Source organism: Actinomyces bowdenii, from assembly GCF_017592395.1.
GTDB classification, from domain to species: Bacteria; Actinomycetota; Actinomycetes; order Actinomycetales; family Actinomycetaceae; genus Actinomyces; species Actinomyces bowdenii.
Genome location: NZ_JAGFOU010000015.1, coordinates 25,858 through 48,734 on the forward strand (window position 1 = coordinate 25,858; position 22,877 = coordinate 48,734).

The 22,877-nt window shown below is 74.4% G+C and carries 18 protein-coding genes; 3 read left to right on the forward strand and 15 right to left on the reverse strand.

The annotated features are described in order from the left end of the window. Positions 1–105 precede the first annotated feature (105 nt). The 10 genes from J5X07_RS07855 to J5X07_RS07900 form a co-directional block, all read right to left on the reverse strand. Complete coding sequence (locus J5X07_RS07855; protein WP_243896601.1) at positions 106–807, reverse strand: shikimate kinase; 702 nt, start codon at positions 805–807, stop codon at positions 106–108. Beyond that, the gene (gene aroB, locus J5X07_RS07860) at positions 807–2,684 is read right to left on the reverse strand and encodes a 3-dehydroquinate synthase (RefSeq protein WP_208479323.1); all 1,878 of its coding nucleotides are present in this window, start codon (positions 2,682–2,684) and stop codon (positions 807–809) included. The genes J5X07_RS07855 and aroB overlap by 1 nt, the downstream gene beginning before the upstream one ends. Positions 2,685–2,732: 48 nt before the next feature. After that, positions 2,733–3,956: a chorismate synthase gene (gene aroC / locus J5X07_RS07865; protein WP_185732051.1), complete on the reverse strand. Its 1,224-nt coding sequence runs from the start codon at positions 3,954–3,956 to the stop codon at positions 2,733–2,735. 37 nt (positions 3,957–3,993) lie between these two features. Further along, positions 3,994–5,085, reverse strand: a complete 1,092-nt coding sequence (locus tag J5X07_RS07870) for a shikimate dehydrogenase (protein ID WP_208479325.1) — start codon at positions 5,083–5,085, stop codon at positions 3,994–3,996. 48 nt (positions 5,086–5,133) lie between these two features. After that, positions 5,134–6,348, reverse strand: coding sequence for an endolytic transglycosylase MltG (gene mltG / locus J5X07_RS07875; RefSeq protein WP_124934076.1), 1,215 nt, complete (start codon positions 6,346–6,348; stop codon positions 5,134–5,136). Further along, the gene (gene ruvX, locus J5X07_RS07880) at positions 6,345–6,821 is read right to left on the reverse strand and encodes a Holliday junction resolvase RuvX (protein WP_124934088.1); all 477 of its coding nucleotides are present in this window, start codon (positions 6,819–6,821) and stop codon (positions 6,345–6,347) included. The genes mltG and ruvX overlap by 4 nt, the downstream gene beginning before the upstream one ends. A 29-nt stretch (positions 6,822–6,850) precedes the next feature. Beyond that, positions 6,851–9,559, reverse strand: coding sequence for an alanine--tRNA ligase (gene alaS, locus J5X07_RS07885; RefSeq protein WP_208479327.1), 2,709 nt, complete (start codon positions 9,557–9,559; stop codon positions 6,851–6,853). Between the two features lie 219 nt (positions 9,560–9,778). Next, on the reverse strand, positions 9,779–10,402 hold the full coding sequence (gene rpsD / locus J5X07_RS07890; protein ID WP_124934074.1) for a 30S ribosomal protein S4: 624 nt from the start codon (positions 10,400–10,402) through the stop codon (positions 9,779–9,781). A gap of 229 nt (positions 10,403–10,631) precedes the next feature. Then, a complete protein-coding gene (locus tag J5X07_RS13410; protein WP_208479329.1) occupies positions 10,632–11,423 on the reverse strand; it encodes a sulfite exporter TauE/SafE family protein in 792 nt (263 codons plus the stop codon). Positions 11,424–11,432: 9 nt separating this feature from the next. Beyond that, on the reverse strand, positions 11,433–12,812 hold the full coding sequence (locus J5X07_RS07900; protein ID WP_208479330.1) for a replication-associated recombination protein A: 1,380 nt from the start codon (positions 12,810–12,812) through the stop codon (positions 11,433–11,435). A 139-nt stretch (positions 12,813–12,951) separates the two neighbouring features. Here J5X07_RS07900 and J5X07_RS07905 point away from each other — a divergent pair, with 139 nt between their 5' ends. After that, on the forward strand, positions 12,952–15,207 hold the full coding sequence (locus tag J5X07_RS07905; RefSeq protein WP_208479332.1) for an MMPL family transporter: 2,256 nt from the start codon (positions 12,952–12,954) through the stop codon (positions 15,205–15,207). Between the two features lie 115 nt (positions 15,208–15,322). Here the strand turns inward: J5X07_RS07905 and J5X07_RS07910 are convergent, their stop codons facing one another. Both J5X07_RS07910 and J5X07_RS07915 read right to left on the reverse strand, forming a co-directional pair. Then, positions 15,323–15,940, reverse strand: a complete 618-nt coding sequence (locus J5X07_RS07910; protein WP_124934070.1) for an L-threonylcarbamoyladenylate synthase — start codon at positions 15,938–15,940, stop codon at positions 15,323–15,325. A gap of 90 nt (positions 15,941–16,030) precedes the next feature. Next, on the reverse strand, positions 16,031–16,822 hold the full coding sequence (locus J5X07_RS07915) for a glycerophosphodiester phosphodiesterase family protein (protein ID WP_124934069.1): 792 nt from the start codon (positions 16,820–16,822) through the stop codon (positions 16,031–16,033). A 168-nt stretch (positions 16,823–16,990) separates the two neighbouring features. Between J5X07_RS07915 and J5X07_RS07920 the strand changes: the two genes are divergently transcribed. Both J5X07_RS07920 and J5X07_RS07925 read left to right on the forward strand, forming a co-directional pair. Continuing rightward, positions 16,991–17,320, forward strand: a complete 330-nt coding sequence (locus tag J5X07_RS07920) for an ArsR/SmtB family transcription factor (protein WP_124934068.1) — start codon at positions 16,991–16,993, stop codon at positions 17,318–17,320. Then, positions 17,304–17,627: a hypothetical protein gene (locus J5X07_RS07925; protein WP_124934067.1), complete on the forward strand. Its 324-nt coding sequence runs from the start codon at positions 17,304–17,306 to the stop codon at positions 17,625–17,627. Before J5X07_RS07920 ends, J5X07_RS07925 begins: the two co-directional genes overlap by 17 nt. 68 nt (positions 17,628–17,695) lie before the next feature. Here J5X07_RS07925 and aspS read toward each other — a convergent pair whose 3' ends face one another. The 3 genes from aspS to J5X07_RS12995 form a co-directional block, all read right to left on the reverse strand. Further along, a complete protein-coding gene (gene aspS, locus J5X07_RS07930; protein WP_124934066.1) occupies positions 17,696–19,462 on the reverse strand; it encodes an aspartate--tRNA ligase in 1,767 nt (588 codons plus the stop codon). Between the two features lie 107 nt (positions 19,463–19,569). Continuing rightward, entirely contained in the window at positions 19,570–20,349 is a 780-nt protein-coding gene (locus J5X07_RS07935; RefSeq protein ID WP_243896603.1) for a DNA-directed RNA polymerase II, read from the reverse strand. A 94-nt stretch (positions 20,350–20,443) separates the two neighbouring features. Then, positions 20,444–22,231, reverse strand: a complete 1,788-nt coding sequence (locus tag J5X07_RS12995) for a hypothetical protein (RefSeq protein WP_243896604.1) — start codon at positions 22,229–22,231, stop codon at positions 20,444–20,446. Positions 22,232–22,877 lie beyond the last annotated feature (646 nt).

Sequence of the window (22,877 nt, forward strand, 5' to 3'; positions counted from 1 at the left end):
GGACGATCCTACCGCGCCCCGCCAGGCGCTCCGCAGGCCCCCCATGTCACGCGGATCACTGGAGCACCGCCCCGGCCTGCCCCGCGGGCGCTCAGGCCGGCCGGGTCACGACGGCGCGCCCAGGTGCCCCAGCACGTGCCGGGCGGCCTCATCAGGGCTGGTGCTGCTGGTGTCGATAACCGCCTCGGCCAGGGCGCGGCAGGCCTCCTCGCGCCGGCGGAGCATGCCGATGAACTGGTGGTGGACGGGCCCCAGGGCCACCGAGCGCGGCGCGTTGAGGCCGTTGCGGGCCGCCAGCACCCGGCCCTGCGCGCCCAGGGCCACCACCCGTCCGCCCCGCGCGGCGAAGGTCTCCAGGGCGCGGCGGGCCTGCGGCTCATCCACCCAGCCCGATCCCAGCGCCAGCACGGCCCCACCACCAGGGGCGCCTCGGGCCCCCTCATCACCGGCCACGACAGCCCGCTCCAGCGCCTCGACCAGGGCCGCCGCCTCGGCGCGCCGGTAGGCCCGCTCCCCGACGGCGACCAGGGCGTGCTCGGCCCCCACCCGCAGGGAGGCGGCCGTCAGCGCCGCCAGGTCCACGACCGCGGCATCGACCACGGCGCCCACCGGCGCACCAGCCGCCTCATCAACTGCCTCATCGACTGCCCCGGCCGCGCCCTCGTCGCCCGCCTCGCGGGCCGGGGCCTGCCGCCCCCGCAGGCGCGCCACCGCGGCGGCCACGCTGCGGCACCCCGCCCCCGGCGGGCCGATGAGCGCCAGGGGCGCCGGGGCGGGCGGGCCCGGGACCGGCACCTCCGCCCCCACTACTGCCCGCCCTCCTCGGCGGTGACCGCCTGGTGGGCCTGCTCCAGCACCACCTCTGCGGGCGCCGCGGTGCGCACGGGCACGCCGACGCCGTCGAGCAGCACCAGGCGCAGTGCCCCGGCGCGCACCTTCTTGTCGCTGAGCATCACCGCGCGCATCTCCTCCCAGCGGCCCCGGGCCCGGGGGATGGCCACCGGCAGGCCGACGGCGCTGAGGGCGCGGCGGTGCAGGGCCACCGTCTCGGCGTCGATCCTGCCGCAGCGGTGGGCGACCTCGGCGGCGAAGACGCAGCCCACGGCCACCGCCTCCCCGTGGCGCCACTGGTAATCGGTGGTCCGCTCGATGGCGTGGGCGTAGGTGTGCCCGTAGTTGAGGATCTCCCGCAGGCCCGACTCGGTGAGGTCCTCGCCCACGACCTCGGCCTTGACCGCCACGGCGCGGGCCACCAGCTCGGCCAGCACCGGGCTGTCCCAGGCCGGGGGCCGGGAGTCCTCCCCGCGCTCCAGGACGAGGTCGAGGATGGCGGGGTCGGCGATGAAGCCGCACTTGATGACCTCGGCCAGGCCCGCGCGCAGCTCGCGGTCATCGAGCGTGGCCAGGCAGTCCAGGTCGGCCAGGACCGCAGCCGGGGGGTGGAAGGCCCCCACGAGGTTCTTGCCCGCCGCGGTGTTGATGCCGGTCTTGCCCCCCACGGCGGCATCGACCATGGCCAGCAGGGTCGTGGGCACCTGGATGATGGGGACCCCGCGCAGCCAGGTGGCGGCCGCGAAGCCCGCCAGATCGGTGCTCGCCCCTCCGCCCAGGCCCACCACCAGCCCGTCGCGCCCCAGGCGCATGGCGCCCAGCTCGCCCCACACGCGGTCGAGCACCCCGGTGGTCTTGGTGCGCTCCCCGCCGGGCACCTCGATGCGCCCGGTCCTCAGCCCGGCCCGGGCCAGCCGGGCCCCGTAGGCGGAGGCCAGCTCCCCCGCCCCCTCATCGCAGATGAGCGCGACCCCGCCCCGGCCCGCGCCGGGGGCACTGGCGATGGCCTCGACGAGCCGGTCCTCCAGGCCGTGGCCGATGAGCACCCGGTAGGGCCGCATGCCGCCCACGCCGATGCTCCGCGGTCCCACGGCCCCCTCCGGCCGGCCGACGGGGCGTGCCCCAGGATCCCGGTCGGCGGTGGCGCCCGCCTCCCGCCCCGCCGCCGGCGCCTGCGGCTCCGGGGCAGCGGCCGCCTGGGAGGGCAGGTCGAGGGCGGCCAGGGCCCGGGCGGTCTGCGGGGCCTCCACGCCCAGGGCCACGAGGATGAGCGCGGCCACCTGCTGGGGGCTCAGCCCATCGGTGGGCACGCTCATCGTGGCGACCTCGGCGTACAGGGGCGTGCGCCGGGCGTCCAGGGCCTCCATCCTGGCCAGGACGGCGTCGGCCCGGTAGGCGGCGCCCTCGCGGGCGGCGCGGGCCTCATCGGAGTCCGCGCCCGGGCCGATGAGGGGGCGCCCGCTGCCATCGCCCACATGCGCCGCGGCCGTGCGGGGGCTGGCCACCAGGTGGATGACCGTGCGCCCCTCCAGCATGCGGCGGTTGTCGGCCCGCAGCACCCCGCCCCCGCCCAGGGCGATGACGCCCTGGGCCGCCGCCGGGGAGTCGAGCACCGCGTGCAGCGCCCGGTGCTCCCGCTCCCGGAAGCCCTCCTCGCCCTCGGCGGCGAAGATCTCGGGGATCGTCATCCGGGCCCGACGGCGGATCTCCGCATCGGTGTCCGTCACCTGTACCCCCAGCGCCTGGGCCAGCAGCCGGGCCACCGTGGTCTTGCCCGCGCCGGGCAGGCCCACGAGCACCAGTGGCAGGCGGTCCTGGGGCAGGATGACCTGGGGGATGTGCGAATGGGTCATGATCAGTCTCCTCACCGCGCTTGAGTGGTCACCGGCATCGAGCAGCCGCTAGGCCCACCGGGTGCGCTCGGCGACCCGGTCCAGGTAGGCCCCGAGGTTGCGGCGGGCCTCGCCCACCGAGTCCCCGCCGGTCTTGTCCATGAGCGCCTCGGCCAGCACCAGGGCCACCATCGCCTGGGCGATGAGCGCGCCGGGCACCACGGCGCTGGTGTCGGAGCGCTGGTGCAGGGCCGTGGCGCCCTCCCCGGTGGCCAGGTCCACGGTGCGCAGGGCCCGCGGCACGGTGGAGATGGGCTTGAAGGCGGCCCTCACCCGCAGGGGCGCGCCGTTGGACATGCCCCCCTCGATCCCGCCGGCGCGGTTGGTGGCCCGCTGGGCGCGGCCCTCCTCCAGGGCCACGATCTCGTCATGGGCCCGGGAGCCGGGGCGGGCCGCCTCGGCGAAGCCGTCGCCGATCTCCACGCCCTTGACGGCCTGGATGCCCATGAGCGCGCCCGCCAGGCGGGCGTCCAGGCGGCGGTCGGCGGCCACATGCGTGCCCAGGCCCACCGGCACCCCCTCGGCGATGACCTCCACGACCCCGCCCAGGGTGTCGCCCGCCTTGCGCGTGGCATCGATGTGCTCGACCATGGCGGCGCTGGTGGCGGCATCGATGCAGCGCACCGGGTCGGCATCCAGCCGGGCGGTGTCCCGGGCCGAGGGCGGCGCGGCGCCCTCGGGCAGGGCCACCCCGCCGATGCGCACCACGTGGCTGACCAGGCGGATGCCGGCCACCTGGTCGAGCAGGGCCTGCGCCACCGCGCCCAGGGCCACGCGCGCCGCCGTCTCCCGGGCCGAGGCGCGCTCCAGCACCCCGCGGGCATCGGGCAGGTCGTACTTGAGCACGCCGGGCAGGTCGGCGTGACCGGGGCGGGGCCGGGTCAGGGGCCGGTTGCGCGCGATCTCCCGCTCGTCCCCGGTGCCCGCGTCGATGAGCAGGGCCTGCGGCGGCACGGGGTCGGGGCTCATGACGGTGGACCACTTGGGCCACTCCGAGTTGCCGATGAGCAGGCTGATGGGGCTGCCCAGGGTGCGCCCATGGCGGATGCCGCCCAGGATGCTCAGCTCATCGCGCTCGAAGGCCTGGCGGGCCCCCCGCCCGTGGCCCAGGCGGCGCTGGGCCAGCGCCGCCCCGATCTCCTCGCTCGTGATCTCCACTCCCGCGGGCACGCCGTCGATCATGGCGGTCAGCGCCTGGCCGTGGGACTCGCCGGCGGTCATCCATCGAAGCATGACGCCGATCATCCCATATGACGGGCGGATCTCCTGCTCAGCGCGCCTCCAGGGCCCGGGCCAGTGCCGCGCGCATCGGGGCCACCCGGGGCGCGCGGCCGGTCATGAGGCGGACCTGGGCCACCGCCTGGTGCAGCAGCATGAGCCAGCCCGGGGCCACCAGCCCACCGGCCGCCTGCCAGGCCGCCGCCAGCGCCGAGGGCCAGGGGTCGTAGGCCACGTCCAGGAGCACCGGGCCCCCGGCTCCCGGGGCGGCGCCCCCCTCGCCCCGGGCGGGGCTGAGCCGCGGGGCCAGGTGAGGGGCCAGGGTGTCGGCGGCCCCGGCGGGCAGGGTGGAGACCACGATCCGGGACTGCGCCGCCCGCCGGGCGATGGCGGCGTCGCTGGCCTCATCGCCGGGGGTCCAGGCCAGGGCCTCGATCTCGATGCCCATCCGGTGCGCGGCGCTCAGGGCCCGGCCCGGCCCCGCGTGGCGGCGCGCCGCCACGGCGATCGGCCCGGCGCCGAGCTCGGTGAGGGCCGCCAGCGCCGAGCAGGCCGTGGCCCCCGAGCCCAGCACCAGCGCGCCGCCACCAGCCGCCTGCGGACCTGCCTGAGGCAGGACCTCGAGCGCGCCCCGGGGCCCGCCCTCATGGAGGCCCGGGGGCACGGCGTCCCGCCGGGTCTCGCGAATGGCCTCGACGATGCCGGCCACATCGGTGTTGAAGCCCGCCAGCAGGGCCGGCCCCTCCCCCGCGCGCTGGGCGACGACGGTGTTGACCGCCCCCACGGTCCGGGCCAGCGGGTCGATCGCGTCCAGCAGGGCCAGCAGCGACTGCTTATGCGGCATGGTCACGCTCAGGCCCGCCCAGATCGCCCGGCCCGGGCCGGGGCCGACAGGGGCGGCGAGCTCATCGAGCAGGGCGGGCAGCCGGGGCGGGGCCACCTCGATCGCCTCATAGGACCAGTGCTCCAGGCCCAGGTCCGCGTAGGCGGCCCGGTGCAGCGCCGGGGACAGGGAGTGGGCCACCGGGGCCCCGATGACGGCGGCGCGCCATCCTCGCGGGCCCTGCGCGCGCGCGCCGCTCCCCGGCCCGGCGCCCGGCTCCCCGGCTGCGCCCGAGGACCTCACTGCGGCGGCCTGATGCATGGGCTCTGCTCCTGCGCTGTCATGCCATTCGGTGCTGCCGGGCGCGTCCTAGCCCTCCTGGGGCATCGGGGTGCCCTGGCAGACCTCCTTGTTCTTCTCGCAGTAGTCGCGCAGGCGGGCCGTGTTGGCCTCCTGCTCGGCATGCGTGGTGGCGAAGAGCGTCTCACCGGTGGACAGGTCCACGGTCACGAAGTAGAGCCAGTCGCCCTCCGGGGGCTTGATGACGGCCTTGATGACCTCCTCGCTGGGGCTGCCGATCGGGGTGGGGGGAAGCCCGGCGTGCTTGTAGGTGTTGTAGGCGTTGGAGTCGTCGGCGGTCTCCTCCGCGCTGGGGATGCCCCCCACCCGGCCCAGGCCGTACAGGACCGTGGAGTCCATCTGGAGCAGGCCCTGGGTCTCGCCGTCGGTGTCCTTCAGCCGGTTCTCGATGACCCGGGCCACCTGGCCGTAGTACTTGGGCAGGGAGACCTCGCGCTCGACGATGGAGGCCTTGATGAGGACCTGCTGGTAGTCCTTCTCCGCCACCCCCAGGGCCTTGAGGCGCGAGGTGGTCACGGAGACCATCCGGGCCACCACCTCGGTGGCGGTGGCGTCCTCGGCGATGTCGTAGGTGGAGGAGGCCAGCCAGCCCTCCACATTGCCCCCGGCCGCCTCGGGCAGGCCGATGGCGGCGGTGTCGGCGTAGGCGGCATCGACCTCCTCGGCGGTGAAGCCGCCCACGGTCATGAGCCGCTCCTTGACCTGGTTCTTGGTGAAGCCCTCGGGCACGGTCAGGGCGTGCTCGGACTTCGAGGTGGGGTCCAGCAGCGCGGCCACCGCATTGGCCGCGGACATGCGGGTCTTGAGCGTGTAGGTGCCCGCCTGGATGTTCCCGGAGTTCGCGTTGGCCTTGTAGGCCTCGACGAAGGCGCCGGCGGTGGCCACGACATCGGCGTCCTGGAGCAGCTCGCCGATGATCTGCCCGGAGGCGCCCTCGGGGATGGTCACCACCACCTCCTCCTCACCGGTGCCCTGGTAGTCCTGGACGCCGCTGGCGCTGGAGGAGGAGTCGCGCACATAGGTCACGGCCTTGTACCCCACGACGCCCACGGCGGCCAGCACGACGACGAGCACGATCGAGGTCAGCCAGTGGCGGCGGCGCTTGCGCCGGCGGCGCTCGACCTTCTCCAGTCGCCGCTGGCGGCGGCCCTTGACCCTGCCGCCGGCGTCCGCAGCGTCCTCGCGCTGGATGCCGAGCTCGGCGAAGAAATCGTCGTGGCTCACGCTCTGCCTCTCTTGCTCAGGTGGACGCGCTCCCCGGCAGGCGCACCGGTGCTGCGCTCGGCCGCAAGGGCCTGCTCCAGTATGACAACAGCAGCGGCCTGATCGACGACGCTGCGGAAGCTCCTCTCCCGCAGCCCCGCCTCATGCAGGCCCCTGTGGGCCGAGACCGTGCTCAGGCGCTCGTCGACCAGGCGCACCGGCACCGGTGCGATGATCCCGGCGAGATCCTGCGCCCAGCGCCGGGAGTCCCTCGTCGAGGAGGAGCTCCCGCCGCTCATGCTCCTGGGCAGGCCCACGATGACCTCCAGGGCCCCGTGCTGCGCCACAAGGTCTGCTGCCTCATCAAGGTCAGCACCATAGCGGTCCCTCCTGAGTGTCTCCACGGGAAACGCTAGGATCGCGTCCTGATCGCAACGTGCCACACCGATGCGCGCCTTGCCCACATCGAAGGCCAGGCGCACCCCCGGGCGCATCCCCCCGGCGCTCGCATCCATGGGGCGGCTCAGCCCCGCAGGCCCTCTGCCACGGCGCGCAGCGCCTCGGGAAGCGCCTCGGGGCTCTGCCCGCCGCCCTGGGCCATGTCGTCCTTGCCGCCACCGCCGCCGCCGAGCGCCTTGGCGGCCACCCGCACCAGGGCGCCGGCCTTGATGCCCGCCTCCCGGGCGGGGGCGTTGGTGGCGACGACGATGACGGGCCGGGCGCCGACGACGCCGCCCACCGCCACCACCACGGGCTCGGCCTGGCCCATGCGCTCGCGCACATCGGCCACCAGGGGCCGCAGGGCATCGGCCGAGGACAGCTCGCCCAGGGACAGGGCCGCCAGGCGGACATCGCCCACGAGGGTGGCGGCCTCGATGATCTCGGTGGCCCGGGCCGCCGTGGCCGCCTGCTCGGCGGCCTGGACCTTCTTCTCGGCCTCCTTCAGGCGCCCCAGGAGGGACTCGATGCGCTCGGGCAGCTCCTCGGGCCGGGCGCCCACGAGGGCGGAGAGCTGGGAGACCAGGGCGTGCTCGCGCGCCTGGAAGCCGTAGGCACCCTGGCCCACCAGGGCGTCGATGCGCCGCACGCCCGAGCCGATGGAGGACTCCCCCAGCACGGTGATGCGGCCGATGCGGCCGGTGGTGGGCACATGCGTGCCGGCGCACAGCTCCTTGGACCAGTCCCCGCCGATGGAGACCACCCGGACCTCCCTGCCGTACTTCTCCCCGAACAGCGCCATGGCGCCGGCGGCCCGCGCGGCGTCGATATCCATGACCTCGTCGGTGACCGGCAGGTCCTCGGCCAGGCGCGTGTTGACCTCCTCCTCGATGCCGGCCAGCTGGTCCGGGGCCAGGGCCGAGCCGTGGCGGAAGTCGAAGCGCAGGCGGGAGGGGGAGTTCTCGCTGCCCGCCTGGGTGGCGTTGGACGAGACGATCTCGTGCAGGGCCTGGTGGACCATGTGGGTGGAGGTGTGGGCCCGGGCGATGGCCAGGCGCCGCTCGGTGTCGATCCGGGCGAAGGCCCTCTCCCCCACGGTGACGCCGCCCTCGATGAGCCTGCCGCGGTGGACGGTCAGGCCCTTGAGGGGGGCCTGGACGTCGTCGACCTCGATGACCCCGCCGTCGGCCAGGCGGATGGTGCCCTGGTCGGCGAGCTGGCCGCCCATCTCGGCGTAGAAGGGGGTGCGGTCCAGGACCACCTCCACCTGGGCGGGGGCGGTGGCCGTGGGCCGGGGCGCGCCGTCGACCAGGACCGCCGCCACGGAGGCCTCGGCCGAGTCCTCCGTGTAGCCCAGGAAGAGCGAGCCGCCCTCCATCTGGCGCTGGAGGTCCTGGAAGACGCGCAGATCGGCGTGCCCGGTCTTCTTGGCGCGCGCATCGGCGCGGGCGCGCTCCCGCTGCTCGGCCATGAGCTCGCGGAAGGCGGCCTCATCGACGGCCACGCCCTGCTCGGAGGCCATCTCCAGGGTCAGGTCGATGGGGAAGCCGTAGGTGTCGTGCAGCTCGAAGGCGCTGCGCCCGGTGACCACCGGGGCGGCGCCGCCGGCCTCCTTCTTGGCCCTGGCCACGGCCGTGTCCAGGATGGTGGTGCCCGCGGCCAGGGTGCGGCGGAAGGCCTCCTCCTCGCCGAAGGCGACATCGGAGATCGTCGCCCAGTTCTCCTCCAGCTCGGGGTAGGAGGCCTTCATGGCGTCCTTGGAGGCGGTCATGAGGGTGGGCAGGGTGGCCTCGTCCACGCCCAGCAGGCGCATGGAGCGCACGGCGCGGCGGATGAGCCGGCGCAGCACGTAGCCGCGCCCGTCATTGCCGGGGCGCACGCCGTCGCCGATGAGCATGAGGGAGGAGCGCACGTGGTCGGCCACGATGCGCATGCGCACGTCGTCCATGTAGGCCTCCGAGCCGGGGCCCGCCTGCGCCCCCCGCCCGTAGGTCCTGCCCGACAGCTCCTGGGCGGCGCCGATGACGGGGAAGACCTCGTCGATCTCATACATGTTGGGCTTGTCCTGCATGAGGAAGGCCAGGCGCTCCAGCCCCGCGCCGGTGTCGATGGCGGTGGGCTCCAGCCGGCCGACGAGCTCGAAGTCGTGGCCCTGGCCCTCGCCGCGCAGGAACTCGTCGAAGACGAGGTTCCAGATCTCCAGGAAGCGGTCGCCCCGGGTGTCGGCCGCCGGCCCGCCCTCGGGGCCGTAGGCCGGGCCCCGGTCGTAGTGGATCTCGCAGCAGGCGCCGGCCGGGCCCGGCTGCCCGGTGGACCAGGAGATCTCGGCGAAGGGCAGCTGCTGGATGCGCTCGGCGGGCACGCCGATGACGCGGGTCCAGTAGTCCAGGGAGGCCTCGTCCTCCTCCCAGATCGTCATCCACAGCCGGTCGCCGTCGAGCCCGTAGCCGCCCTCCCGGGTGGGGGAGGTCAGCAGCTCCCAGGCCAGGGAGATGGCCCCCTCCTTGAAGTAGTCGCCGAAGGAGAAGTTGCCGTTCATCTGGAAGAACGTGCCGTGGCGCGTGGTGAAGCCGACATTGTCGATGTCATTGGTGCGGATGCACTTCTGCACCGAGGCCGCCCGGGGCCAGGGCGCCGGCTCGGTGCCCAGGATGTAGGGGATGAAGGGGACCATCCCGGCCACGGTGAACAGGATGGAGGGGTCCGGGGAGATCAGGGGCACCGAGGGCCGGATCTCGTGGTCCTTCCGGGCGAAGTAGTCCAGCCAGCGGCTGCGGATCTCAGAGGTGCGCATCGGGGTCCTCATCCTGGTTCGTGGGTGGCATGCCCGCGGCGGCGGGCGGTGGTGCTCAGCGGGCGGGCCCGGGTCGAGGACGCCCGGGACGGGGCGGCGCCGTCGGGCCGCGTCCGGGCCCCTGGTACCGGTGGTACCGCAGCGTACTGCGCGATACACCGGGCGCCCCGAACCGACGAGCGGTCCGGGGCGCCCCGGCGTGCACCGCGGGGGGTGGGGTCAGCGCGAGTAGTACTCGACGACCATCTGCACATCGCAGGTGACCGGGACCTCGTCGCGCTTGGGGCGGCGCACCAGGGTGGCCGAGAGCTTCTCGAGCTCGACGCCCAGGTAGTCCGGCACGGGGGGCAGCACGTCGCGGTGGGCGCCGGCAGCGGCGATCTGGAAGGGCACCATCACCTGGGAGCGGGGGCGGACCTGGATGGTCTGGCCGGGCTTGACGCGGAAGGAGGGGCGGTCCACGACCCTGCCGTCGACCATGATGTGGCGGTGGACGACGGCCTGGCGGGCCTGGGCGATGGTGCGGGCGAAGCCGGAGCGCAGGACCAGGGCGTCCAGGCGCATCTCCAGCAGCTCGACGAGGGACTCACCGGTCAGGCCCTTCTCGCGGCGGGCCTCCTCGAAGACGCGCTGCAGCTGGGCCTCGCGGATGCCGTACTGGGCGCGCAGGCGCTGCTTCTCCTTGAGTCGGACGGCGTAGTCGGACTCGGTGCGGCGGCGGGCCCGGCCGTGCTCGCCGGGGCCGTAGGGGCGGCGCTCGAAGTAGCGCACGGCCTTCGGCGTCAGCGGGATGCCCAGGGCGCGGGACAGGCGCACCTGGCGGCGGGAGCGGGAGGAGCTCATATGACTTCTTCCTGTCGGAGTGGTGATCGCGCGCCGCCGGCGGGTGCCTGCGGCGCGGGGTCAGCCGCTGCGGGCCATGACCCCAGGAGGCCCACCGGGCCCGAGGGGCGCGGGTGGGCAACTCCAGAACTTTAGCCCGACCCCGCTGCGGGCCGCACCTCCCATGCCCCGGCTGTGAGGCGATCCTCATCACGCCCCGGCCCCGGGGAGGGCCGGCCGCGCGGGGCCCTCAGGACCGTCGACGGCGCAGCACCGAGACCACGGCGACCAGGAGGAAGGCGGTGAACAGCCACCGCGCCGCCACCGGGCTCAGGCAGGCGGCCAGCATCGTCCCCACCGGAGAGGCCGCCGCCGAGGCCGCCCCCGCCAGCAGGCCGACGCGCAGGTCAGCGCTGCCCCGGCGCAGGTTGCCGGCCGTGCCGGACACGGCGGTGGGCACCATGGCCGCCAGGGAGGTGCCGCGCGCCAGCAGGTCGCCCGCGCCCAGGACCACCTCCAGCCCGGGGACGACCACCACTCCCCCGCCCACGCCCACCAGGCCCGCCAGCAGGCCGGCGACCAGGCCGATGCCCACCAGGGCGGCGCACCGGGGGGCGTCCAGGGCCAGCTCGCCGGCGCGCACCGGGGCCGAGAGCCTCTGGCCCACGATGACCAGGGCGACGAATCCCACGAAGATCCATCTCAGCGCCCGGGTGGGCAGCCGGTGCAGCAGGCGCACCCCGATCTGGGTGCCCGCCAGGGAGCCGGCCACGAGCAGGGCGGCGGCGCTGAGCGAGACCTCGCCGCGCAGCCCGTAGCTGATGGCGCCCACCAGCGCCGCCGGCATGATGGACACCAGGGAGGTGGCGGCGGCCCGGCGCTGATCCATCCCCAGGACCGCCACCAGCGCGGGGACCAGCAGGATGCCGCCGCCCACCCCGAACAGCCCGGAGAGCAGGCCCGCGCAGGCCCCGATGAGCAGGGGCGCCAGGGTCCGGCCGGGGCCCCGGGGGGCACCGCCGTGCGGTTCGTCGTCGTGCACGCCGGGAGCCTACCGCTGGGAGCGCAGGATGGTGCGCACGCTGGCCAGGCGCTGGGCCAGGCGGTCCTCGAAGCCGTTGGCGGTGGGGTGGTAGTACTCGGTGCCCTCCAGGTCCTGGGGCAGGTAGGCCTGGGCCACCACCGAGTGGGGGTGGTCGTGGGGGTAGAGGTAGCCCTGGCCGTGGCCCAGCGCCTCGGCGCCCCGGTAGTGGGCGTCGCGCAGATGGGCGGGCACGGCCCGGCCCTTGCCGGCCCTGACATCGGCCAGGGCGCGGTTGAGGGCGACGGTCACCGCATTGGACTTGGGCGCGGTGGCCACGGCCAGGGCCGCCTGGCCCAGGATGAGGCCGGACTCGGGCATGCCCACCATGGCCACCGCCTGCTGGGCGGCCACCGCCGTGGACAGGACGCTGGGATCGGCCAGTCCCACGTCCTCCGAGGCCTGGATGACGATGCGCCGGGCGATGAAGCGGGGGTCCTCCCCCGCGGCGATCATGCGGGCCAGGTAGTGCATGGTGGCATCGGGGTCCGAGCCGCGCATGGACTTGATGAAGGCGCTGATGACGTCGTAGTGCTGGTCGCCCTGGCGGTCGTAGCGCACAGCGGCCGTATCGACGGCCCGCTCCACCTCCTCCAGGCCGATGGTCGCATCGCCGTCGGCGCTGCCCGGGCCCCGGGCCCCGGCCAGGACGGCGCCGGCGGCCGCCTCCAGCACCGTCAGGGCCTTGCGCGCGTCGGAGCCGGCCATGCGCACCACCTGCTCGCGGGCCTCGTCGGTGATGGCCACCCTGCCCGCCAGGCCCCGCTCGTGGTTGAGGGCCCGGTCGACCAGGGCGGCGATGTCGTGCGCCTCCAGCGGGCGCAGGGTCAGCAGCAGGGAGCGCGACAGCAGCGGGGAGACCACCGAGAAGGAGGGGTTCTCCGTGGTGGCGGCGATGAGGGTGACCCACCGGTTCTCCACGCTGGGCAGCAGGGCGTCCTGCTGGGAGCGGGAGAAGCGGTGGACCTCATCGACGAACAGCACCGTCTCCCGGCCCGAGCCGGCCAGCTGGCGCCGCGCCTCCTGGACCACCGCCCGCACGTCCTTGACCCCGGCGGTGACCGCCGAGAGCTCGACGAAGCGTCGGCCCGAGCCCCGGGCCACCAGGTAGGCCAGGGTGGTCTTGCCCGTGCCCGGCGGCCCCCACAGGATCACCGAGGACACCCCCGCGCCGCCCATGGCCCCGGGCCCGGGCTCCACCAGGCGCCTCAGCGGGGAGCCCGGCCCCAGCAGGTGCTCCTGTCCGGCCAGCTCCTCCAGGGAGCGCGGCCGCATGCGCACGGCCAGGGGCGCGCGCGCATCCTCGGGCAGGCCGGCCTCATCGGTACCGGCAGACTCGAAAAGGTCCATGCCCGGACCCTATCGCCCCGCGGGCGGGGGCGGCCGCCGTCCGCGCACCGCGCCGACCGCCGCTCGCCACCGCGCCCCGGCCCGCGGGCATCCGCCCGTGGTGCACCGGCATCCGCCGGCCGGATGAGACAATCGCCCCATGCTCTCCTGGTTAGCCCACCGCGTGGTCAAGGACGCCTGGCTCGTCATCCTCACCTGGGGGCTGGTCGCGGTCGCGCTGGCGGCCGCGGCGCTGAGCGGCCTGGGCGGGCCGAGCCTCCTCAGCCGCCTGGAGGCCCCCTCCTCCAGCCTGCCGGGCACCCAGAGCGCCGTGGGCCAGGAGGTTCTGGACTCCCTAGCGGGCGACGCCGTGGCCGTCACCCTCCTGGTCTCCGACGTCGACCTGAGCAGCACGCAGCGCCAGGAGGCGATCGCCTCGGCCCTGGCGCCCGCCCACGCCGACCTGGCCCAGCTGGCGGGGGCCTCCAATGTCCTGGACCCCTTCGTGGTTCCCGGGATGCTCTCCTCCCCCGCCGCCCGCTCCCTGGCCTCCAAGGATCTCGACAGCTTCATCATCGTGGTCACCGTCAACCCCAATGGCACGAATGTGGCCGACCCCCAGGACCACGGCTACACCAGGGAGCTCAACGCCCTGGTGGACAGGGTCGCCTCCCGCCTGGAGCGGGTCCCCGGGGAGCTGGGCGAGGCGGGGCCCAAGGCCACCGGCATCGTCTCCCACCAGCGGCTCATCGACCGGGCCATCAGCGCTCAGGCGGGGCGCGACCTGCTCACCGCCGAGATGATCGTCCTGCCCCTGGCCCTGCTGGCCATGATCCTCATCCTGCGCAGCCTCATCGCGGCCCTGGCGCCCCTCCTGACGGCGCTGGCCTCCATCGCGGTCAGCCTCGGCGCCCTCCTCGGCCTGAGCCTGGTCATGGGGATCGAGCCCCTGGCCGTGGCCATCGCCGTCCTCATGGCCACGGCCCTGCCCCTGGCCCACGGCCTGATCCTGACGCTGCGCTACCGCGCGGAGCTGGGCCGCGCCGACGGGGAGCTCTCCCTGGAGGACAGCCGTGAGCGACGACGGCGCACGGGCCGGCGCGACCTGCTCGTCACCACCTGCATGACCACCGCGATGCGCACGGCGGGCCGCACCGTCATGCTCAGCACCCTGGCGGTGGGCATCGGCCTGGCTGGCCTGGCCCTCCTGGAGGGCGGGGTCCTGCAGGCCATCGCCCTGGCCTGCACCATCACCATCCTGGTGAGCGCCGCGGTCACCCTGACGCTGGTGCCCGCCCTCCTGGTGCTCCCGGGCCGCCGCCTGGCGGGGCCCTCGCCGCTGGCGCGCCTGCCCCTGCCGGGGCGGCGGGGCCGGGGCGCCGGGGCCCGGCGCCACCCATGGGCGGTGGTCGTGGGCTGCCTGCTCCTGCTCATGGCGCTGGCCCTGCCGCTGCGCCAGCTGCACGTGGTCACGCCCTCCGCCGAGCACCTTCCCTCCGGCTCGGCCCAGTACGACCACTGGCGGGTCCTCCAGGAGGACTACCCGGCCGCGGCGGGCCAGGACGCCACGCTTATCCTGGCGGGCACCGGCACGAGGGTCACCGACTTCATCAACAAGCAGGTGGCCGCGGTGCCGGGGGTCGAGGCCATCCTGAGCCCCTCGACGGCCGGGGACTACACCGTGGTCTACCTCGACCTCAGGGGCGAGCCCTCCTCCGCCTCGGCCGAGGCGGCGGTGGCGGGCATCCGCGCCCTGCCCGCCCCCGTGGACAACTGGGTGACGGGCCAGGCGGCCAGCCAGCTCGATGCGCGCGAGGCCATCATGGCCGGGCTTCCCCGGGCGCTGGGAGCCGTGGCCGTGTTCACCGTCATGCTGCTGCTCCTGCTCACCGGCTCCCTGCTCATGCCGCTGCGGGCCCTGCTGGTGTCCCTCCTGTCCCTGGCCTCGTCCTTCGGGCTGCTGGCCTGGCTCATCCAGCACGGCCACGCCTCGGCCCTGGTGGGGCTGCGGCCCGGCGGCGGCCTGGAGGCGGCGGTCGTGGCCGCTGCGGCCTGCCTGGGCCTGGGGCTGTCCTTGAGCAACGAGGTCATCGTGCTGACCCGCATCGGCGAGTACCGCGAGTCCGGCTTCGACCATGCGACATCCACGGAGCGGGGGCTGCGGCCCGCCAACCGCACCATCGCCCTCATCGCCGTGCCCATGGTGGTGGTCTTCGCGGGCCTGGAGGCCGGCGGCCTGCCGGCGCTCAAGGAGCTCGGGCTGGCGCTGACCATCGTCCTCGTCCTGGACGCCCTGGTCGTGCGCGCGCTGCTGGTGCCGGCGGTCATGGGGCTCCTGGGCAGCTGGAACTGGTGGTCGCCGGGCTGGCTGGAGTCCCTGCGCGGCCCCGCCCCGACCCGCCCGGCCCAGGAGTAGTCGCGCTCCCCCGGAGATCGCGGGCGCTGCGGGGAGCATCATGGGGCTAAAGCCCCGCGTCGCCCGGCGGGGAGGGCGTCACTCAGCGAGGTGGGCGGGACCCGCGGGTGGGGTGCTACAGCAGGGAGACGTCCCCCGCGCCCTCACGCAGCACCTCGGGCACGTCGTCGGTCAGGTCCACCACCGTGGTGGAGCGGGCCTGGCCCACCGGCCCCTCGATGACCACATCGAGCAGGTGGCCCAGGGAGTCCTGGATCTGCCAGCCATCGGTCTCCGGCTCGGTGCTGCCGGGGCGGATGAGGGTGGAGGACAGCAGCGGCTCGCCGAACTGGGCGACCAGGGCCTGGGTGATGGCGTGGTCGGGGATGCGCACGCCCAGGGTGTGCTTCTTGGGGTTGAGGGTCATGCGCGGCACCTCCTTGGTGCCCTTGAGGATGAAGGTCCACGGCCCCGGGGTCAGGCGCTTGATGAGCCGGAAGGCGTTGTTGCCCACGATGGCCAGGGGCCCGGCCTGGGCGAAGTCGGCGCAGATGAAGGTGAAGTTGTGCTTGGCGTCCAACTGGCGGATGGTGCGGATCCGGTCCAGGCCGTCCTTGTTGCCCGGGGCGCAGGCCAGGGCGTATCCCGAATCGGTCGGGTAGGCCACCAGGCCTCCGTCCTTGAGGGTGTCCACGACCTTGGCCACCAGGCGGGTCTGCGGGTTGTCGGGGTGCAGCTCGATGTAGCGCGACATGACTCCATGCTACATCCGGTGACCGCACTCACAATCGCTGGGGCCTGCGTCGCGGCGCGGGCATCGGCGCCGGCGGCGACGGGCGCCCGATCAGCCCCGACCGGCAGGCGGCTGAAGCGCCAGATCGAGCATCTCGTGGGCGTTGTCAGAGAAGACGGCGGTGGCGCCCCAGTTGAACAGCTCATTGGCCCGGCCCCGGGAGTTGACCGTCCACACGCCCACCCCGTAGCCGGCATCGCGCGCCGCCTGGACCATCTCGCGGGTCAGGCCCGCATCCTCCAGGTGGATGTGCGCCGCCCCGGTGAGCTCCATGGTCGAGCGCCAGTCCCCGTGGGGGCCCGGCCGGCCGTAGAGGCAGGCCACCGCCACCTGCGGGGCGCGCTGCTTGAACAGGTGGAGCAGGAGGTGGTTGAAGGAGGAGACCAGCACCCGGGCGCCTGGGCCCAGTCCCCCCAGTGCGGCGGCCACGCGGTCCACCAGCATCAGGCTGCGCCGCCCGCCCGCCTCATTGGACTTCAGCTCCAGGTTGAGGCCCAGGCCCGTCGCGGCCACCACCTCCAGGAGCTCGGGGAGCGTGGGCAAGGGCTCGCCGGCGAACTCCGGGGAGAACCAGAAACCGGCGTCGATCCCCGCCAGATCCGCGGCCACGAGATCGTCGTAGCGGCCGGAGCGGTTGGTGGTGCGGTCCAGGGTGGAGTCGTGCAGGACGATGACCGTGCCGTCCGACAGGACATCGACGTCGACCTCGACCCAGGCGACCCCGTGCTCCGCGGCTGATCGCACCGCCGCCAGGGTGTTCTCCGGCGCCAGGGCGCTCAGGCCCCGATGCGCGTAGACACGGCGCCGCTCCTCTGCTGCCTGCACTCTGCCTCCTGCTGTCATGGGACTGCCGCGGGCACCGCCCCGGCGCCATGGGGCGCCATGCCAGCCGGGGCCGTCGCATGGACGCGTCGGGATGCCGGGCGCCCACCCTACCGGGCGGCCGGCCCAGGAGGACACGACGCATCAAGGCGCTTGCATATCAAGGAGCGCTGATATAAGGTCGCTTTTATGCAAGAGGACGACAGGCCCATCACCGGGCCGTTGAACGACGACTCACCAGTCGTGCAGCTGTTCAAGGCCCTTGCGCATCCGATGAGGGCGAGCATCATCCACCGCCTGACCGAGTCCCCCGCTGACGTCTCCGAGCTCGTCGAGCTGCTCGGGGCCTCCCAGCCACTGGTCTCCCACCACCTGCGGGTGCTGCGCGAGGCCCACCTGGTGGAGGCCCTCAGGGACGGGCGCCGGAACAGCTACTCCCTCATCGACGACCACGTCGCGTCGATCTTCCTCGACGCGCTCGGACATATGAAGGAGCACGACCATGACTGCCACCACTGAGCACCGCCCCGCCGAGGCCCACAGCCACACCCACGGCCCCGACTGCGGCCACCTCGCCGTCATCCACGGCGACCACGTCGACTACATCCACGACGGCCACGCCCACCGCGAGGACAACGGCCACTACGACGAGTGCACCGCCTGCTCCTGCCCGGACTGCTCCGACGTCTGCGCCGTGTGCGACTGCGCCGACTGCTCCTGCCCCACCTGCAACCACAGCACCTGCTCCTGCGAGCACTGCGAGGACTCCTGCTCCTCCTGCTCCTGCGAGGACTGCTCCTGCCCCACCTGCACGCACGCGGCCTGAGCCCCGCCTCCGGCAGACCCATCTGATCGCCCGTCCCGCTGGCACCAGCGGGACGGGCGATCAGGGCATCAGGCGGGCTCGGCGTCGACGCCGGCCTCCTTGCGCTGCTCGGGCGTGATGGGGGCCGGGGCGTCGGTCAGCGGGTCGAAGCCGCCGCCGGACTTGGGGAAGGCGATGACGTCGCGGATGGAGTCGGCCCCGGTCAGCAGGGAGACGATGCGGTCCCAGCCGAAGGCGATGCCGCCGTGCGGCGGGGCCCCGAAGGTGAAGGCCTCCAGCAGGAAGCCGAACTTCTCCTGCGCCTCGGCCCGGCTGATGCCCATGACCTTGAAGACCCGCTCCTGGACGTCGGCGCGGTGGATGCGGATCGAGCCGCCACCGATCTCGTTGCCGTTGCACACGATGTCGTAGGCGTAGGCCAGGGCGCTGCCCGGATCGGTGTCGAAGGTCTCCAGGCACTCGGGCTTGGGCGAGGTGAAGGCGTGGTGCACCGCCGTCCAGGCCGAGGCGCCCAGGGCCACATCACCCTCGGCCCTGGCCTCGGCCGAGGCCTTGAACAGGGGGGCGTCCACCACCCACACGAAGGACCACTGGTCCTCATCGATGAGCCCGCAGCGCCTGCCGATCTCCAGGCGGGCGGCCCCCAGCAGGGCGCGGGCGGCCTCCACGCCTCCGGCGGCGAAGAAGATGCAGTCCCCCGGCTGGGCGCCCGCGGCCCGGGCCAGGCCCGCGCGCTCGGCCTCGGAGATGTTCTTGGCCACCGGCCCGCCCAGCTCGCCGTCCTCGCCGACGGTCACGTAGGCCAGGCCCTTGGCACCGCGCTGCTTGGCCCACTCCTGCCAGGCGTCGAAGGTGCGCCGCGACTGCGAGGCGCCCCCGGGCATGACCACAGCACCCACATGGGGGTTCTGGAAGACCCGGAAGGAGGTGCCCGCGAAGTAGTCGGTGAGGTCGACCAGCTCCAGGCCGAAGCGCAGGTCGGGCTTATCCGTGCCGTACTTCTCCATGGCCTCGGCGTAGGTCATCCGCGGGATCGGGGTGGGCAGCTCGTAGTCGATGAGCGCCCAGACCTCGCGCAGCACGTCCTCGGCCACAGCGATGACGTCGTCCTGCTCGACAAAGCTCATCTCCACGTCCAGCTGGGTGAACTCCGGCTGGCGGTCGGCCCGGAAGTCCTCATCGCGGTAGCAGCGGGCGATCTGGTAGTAGCGCTCCATCCCCGCCACCATGAGCAGCTGCTTGAACAGCTGGGGGCTCTGGGGAAGGGCGTACCAGGAGCCGGGGGCCAGGCGCGCGGGCACCAGGAAGTCGCGGGCGCCCTCCGGGGTGGAGCGGGTCAGGGTGGGGGTCTCGATCTCCACGAAGTCGTGGGACTCCAGGACTCGGCGCGCCGCCGCGGAGACCTGGGAGCGCAGGCGGATGGCCCGCTGCATGGGCGAACGGCGCAGGTCCAGGTAGCGGTGCTTGAGGCGGGCCTCCTCCCCCACCTGGCCGGCGTCCTCGGCGTGGTCGGAGACCTGGAAGGGAAGCGGGGCGGCCGGGTTGAGGATCTCCACCTCATCGGCCACGACCTCGATCTCCCCGGTGGGCAGGCCGGGATTGGCGTTGCCCTCCGGGCGGGCAGTGACCTGGCCGGTGACCCTCAGGACGTACTCGGCGCGCAGGTCGTGGGCGACCTCCTCGCGGATGACCACCTGGGCGATGCCCGAGGCGTCCCGCAGATCGATGAAGGCCACGCCCCCGTGATCGCGGCGCCGGTCCACCCATCCCGTCAGGGTGACGGTGGTGCCGATGTCCTGTGAGCGCAGGGAGCCTGCTGTGCGGGTTCGCAGCACGGTGCTGGATTCCTTCCGTGTGGGGCACTGTCCCGGTGCCCGTCGGGGCGCACCGCGAGACGGGCGGGCGCCGCCGGCAGTCTAGCCCGGGCCCTGCGGCGCCCCGCTCAGGCGTGCAGCCCGCGCTGCGGCAGCGCGCCCTGGCTGCGCCTGAGCTGGGCCAGGCGGCGGCGGTTGATCACCACGACGACGGACAGCAGCACCAGCAGCGCGCTGAGCGCCAGGATGGAGCGGCCGATGGCGGGGAAGGCCTCGGCGGCGGCGCTGCGCTGCAGGGCGGCGGGCGCATCGGGGCGCGTGCCGGCCGCCGGGCCCGCCGCGGCCTCGGCCATGGGCGGTGGGGTGGGATCCGGCTGCGGGGTGGGAGGGGGAACGGACTCGGCCCCACCGATGACGGTCACGCCGGCGACGGTGAAGTAGGGGCTCTTGTTGGTGTAGTCGGCGGTGCGCACCGTGGAGGTGGCCACGTCCTGTCCCGCCGAGACGCGGAAGCGCAGCCAGTGGGCGCCCAGGCCCACGTAGTCCGGGAGCTCGAAGGAGCCCGAGGCGGTGCCGTCCTCATCGATGCTGATCGTGGCCACCACACCGGCCGCCTCCGGGGAGGCGGCCAGGGCGCCGTCGTCGATGAGGATCTGGACCGTGGCGCCCCGCGGGAAGCCCGAGACGGTGTACATGAGGGTGCCTCCCACGGCCACGGTGGAGGGGCTGACGGTCGAGGCGGTGCCGCTGGTGGAGGGCCCCGTGGAGGTGTCGGCCCGGGCGGGGGCCGCCTGCGAGGGCAGGACGAGCAGGGGGACCAGGGCCATGAGGCACACGAGTGCCAGATCGCGCCCACGGCGGGACCCGCGGATCACCGAGGCGATCATCCTCGGCAGTACTGCCCGCATGCACGTCCTTCCCTGCTCACGCATCTTCTCGTCCCTGGTCCTCATCCTCATGCGCCGACGGCCCGCTGCACCGGCCGCCGCAATCGCGCCGCCGTCAGCCCCGCAGCGCGGCCACCCCCGAGCGGGCCGCCACCAGGAAGCTCGCGGCCCCCAGCGCCAGCAGCCCTCCGGCCCCGATGAGCAGCCAGTCGTCCGGCCCGATGTACCCGGGCCCCTCGGCGGCGTGCGCGCCGGGCAGGACGCGCGCCCGCCTGGTGTCACCGGCCCTGGAGGAGGCCTCGGCGATCTCCAGCCGGGCCCAGCCCAGCAGGACGTTGTCGCGATCGGCCACCACGAGCTCATAGCTGCCCGAGTCGAGTGCGGAGATGTCGATGGCCACCGAGTTGGTCGAGTCGACCTGCACCCAGCCCGGGCTGCGGGCTCCGGGGAAGACGAAGACCGAGACCCACTCCCCCTGCGAGATCGCCGAGGAGGGGAGGATGAGCGTGACCAGGTTCCCCTGGCGGGCGCCGGACAGGGAGCCCGCATTGTCGGCGCTCAGCTCCGAGGCGCTGGAGACCGGCGCGCGCGGGGTCCCGGCGGGCCGCTGCTGGGGATCGTCACCGGCCGGGGGCTGGGACTGCCCCTGCTGCTGCGCCTCCCCGGCCTCGGCGCCGGGGCCCCCGAGGCCGGGCTCCAGGGGCTGCGGGGACTGCTCGGGATCGGGGCCCGGGGGGAGCGTGGGGGCGGCTGCGGGCGGGGCGATGTCCTCGCTGTCCTTGCTCAGCGCCGAGGAGTGGTCCGGGGGCCGGACCGCCCCGGGGGGCGGGTCGTCCTGGGGCGCGGGGGGATCGTCCGAGGGCGCGGGCTCCGGAGCCGCGGACGGCTCCGGGCCCGGCTCCGCATCGGTCCCGGTGGTCGGTTCAGGGGCCGGCCCGGTCGTGGGCCCATCCGTCGGCCCGGCCGTGGGCTCTGGGCTGGGCTCGTCCGTGGGCCCACCCGTCGGCCCGGCCGTGGGCTCTGGGCTGGGCTCGTCCGTGGGCCCGGTCGTGGGCCGGGGACTCGGCTCCGGCGACGGCGAGGCGGAGGGCATCACCGTCGGCTCGGGGCCGGGAGCCGACGTCGGCTCAACGGTGGGAGCCGTGGTCGGCGCGGCCGTGGGCTCGCCTGTGGGGCCGGCCGTGGGCGGCACGGTCGGCTCGGGGCCGGGCGGCTCCGGCGTGGGCGGGGTCGTGGGCCCGGCCGTGGGCCCGCCTGTGGGCGGGGCGGTCGGCTCGGTGGTCGGAGCCGGGCCCGGCTCGGGGGAGGCGGACGGCGTCGGCTCCGGGTCGGGAGCGGGTGACGGCGTCGGCTCCGGCTCGGGCGAAGGGGACGGGCCCGGCTCCGAGACGGTGAAGACGCCCGTGGTCACGACGTCCTCATCGCTGGTGAGGGTCAGGCTGAAGGTCCCCGTGCCGGGGATGTCGGCGCCGTGGTTGAAAGCACGGGCCTCCTCCAGGAGCTGGTCGAAGGGCAGATAGCCGATGGCACTGCCGGCGCCCTCACCGCTGGGGACGAGGAGGAGGACATGGCCGGTCTCGTACCTCTTGACCTCATCGGGCCCATGGAGATTGACCGTGATCCCAGGGTCGGGCAGCGCCGCGCCGGGAGCGCTGCACCAGCCGGTCGCCGCGAAGGACAGGGCCTGGCCCGAGGTGTAGGCGGGCACTGCGCCGTGGGCCGGCCCGCCTCCGGGGAGGTTGATGACGGCGGCCGGGACGCAGGCGGCCTCCCCTGGCTCGGCGGGCCCGGCGGGCGCGCCCTCCACGGGCCCGGCGCCCGGGGCCCCCGAGGCCGGCGCGGTGGCGACCGCCCCGGGCGCCGCCTCAGCGCCGGTCGCGGCACTGCCAGCGGCCGGGGCCATCAGGAGGGCGCTGAGCGCAGCGGGCACGACCAGCGCGGCGCCGGCTCGCTTCCGCAGAGCGCCGGCCGCGCTCGATCGCTGTGAGAGTCGCATCGGGTCGTACCGTTCGTGGGCGGTTCAAAGGACGCTCCTGGACGCCCCAAAGGCATCACCTGAGCACTGACAAAATAGGTAGAATGAATGGGCGCACTGATATGCCCGGGCTGTTGCAGGGGCACGATCCGAAATCCCCCGTCCCCGAGGCCCCTCGCGCCCCATCACGGGCCCATGATATCGCCACCGATGTCGCGATTCGATGACGGTGGCGCCGTGGAGGCGCCATCAGGCCGATGGCGGGCCGCCCTTTCCTCGCGGCGCCTGGCGGGCCGTTGATCCCGGGCCCGCGGTCTTCGGCCGGGAATCCCCGGAAATCCCATGGGACTCATCGTTCAAAGAAGCGCGTTCGTTATTCAGGTCTCTGTTCAGTCACAATGGATGCGCCGCTGCCGTCGGGGTGCCGCCCGGGCCGGGAAGCGGGACCGGGGAGGGCCCCGGAGGCCCACCGGGGGCCACCAGGGGCGGAGCATTGCCCCGGATGTGGTAACCGACCTCACCTGTGACCTGGCCCCGCACCACTGCCGTGCCGATCGGACCTGCCGTAGAGTCG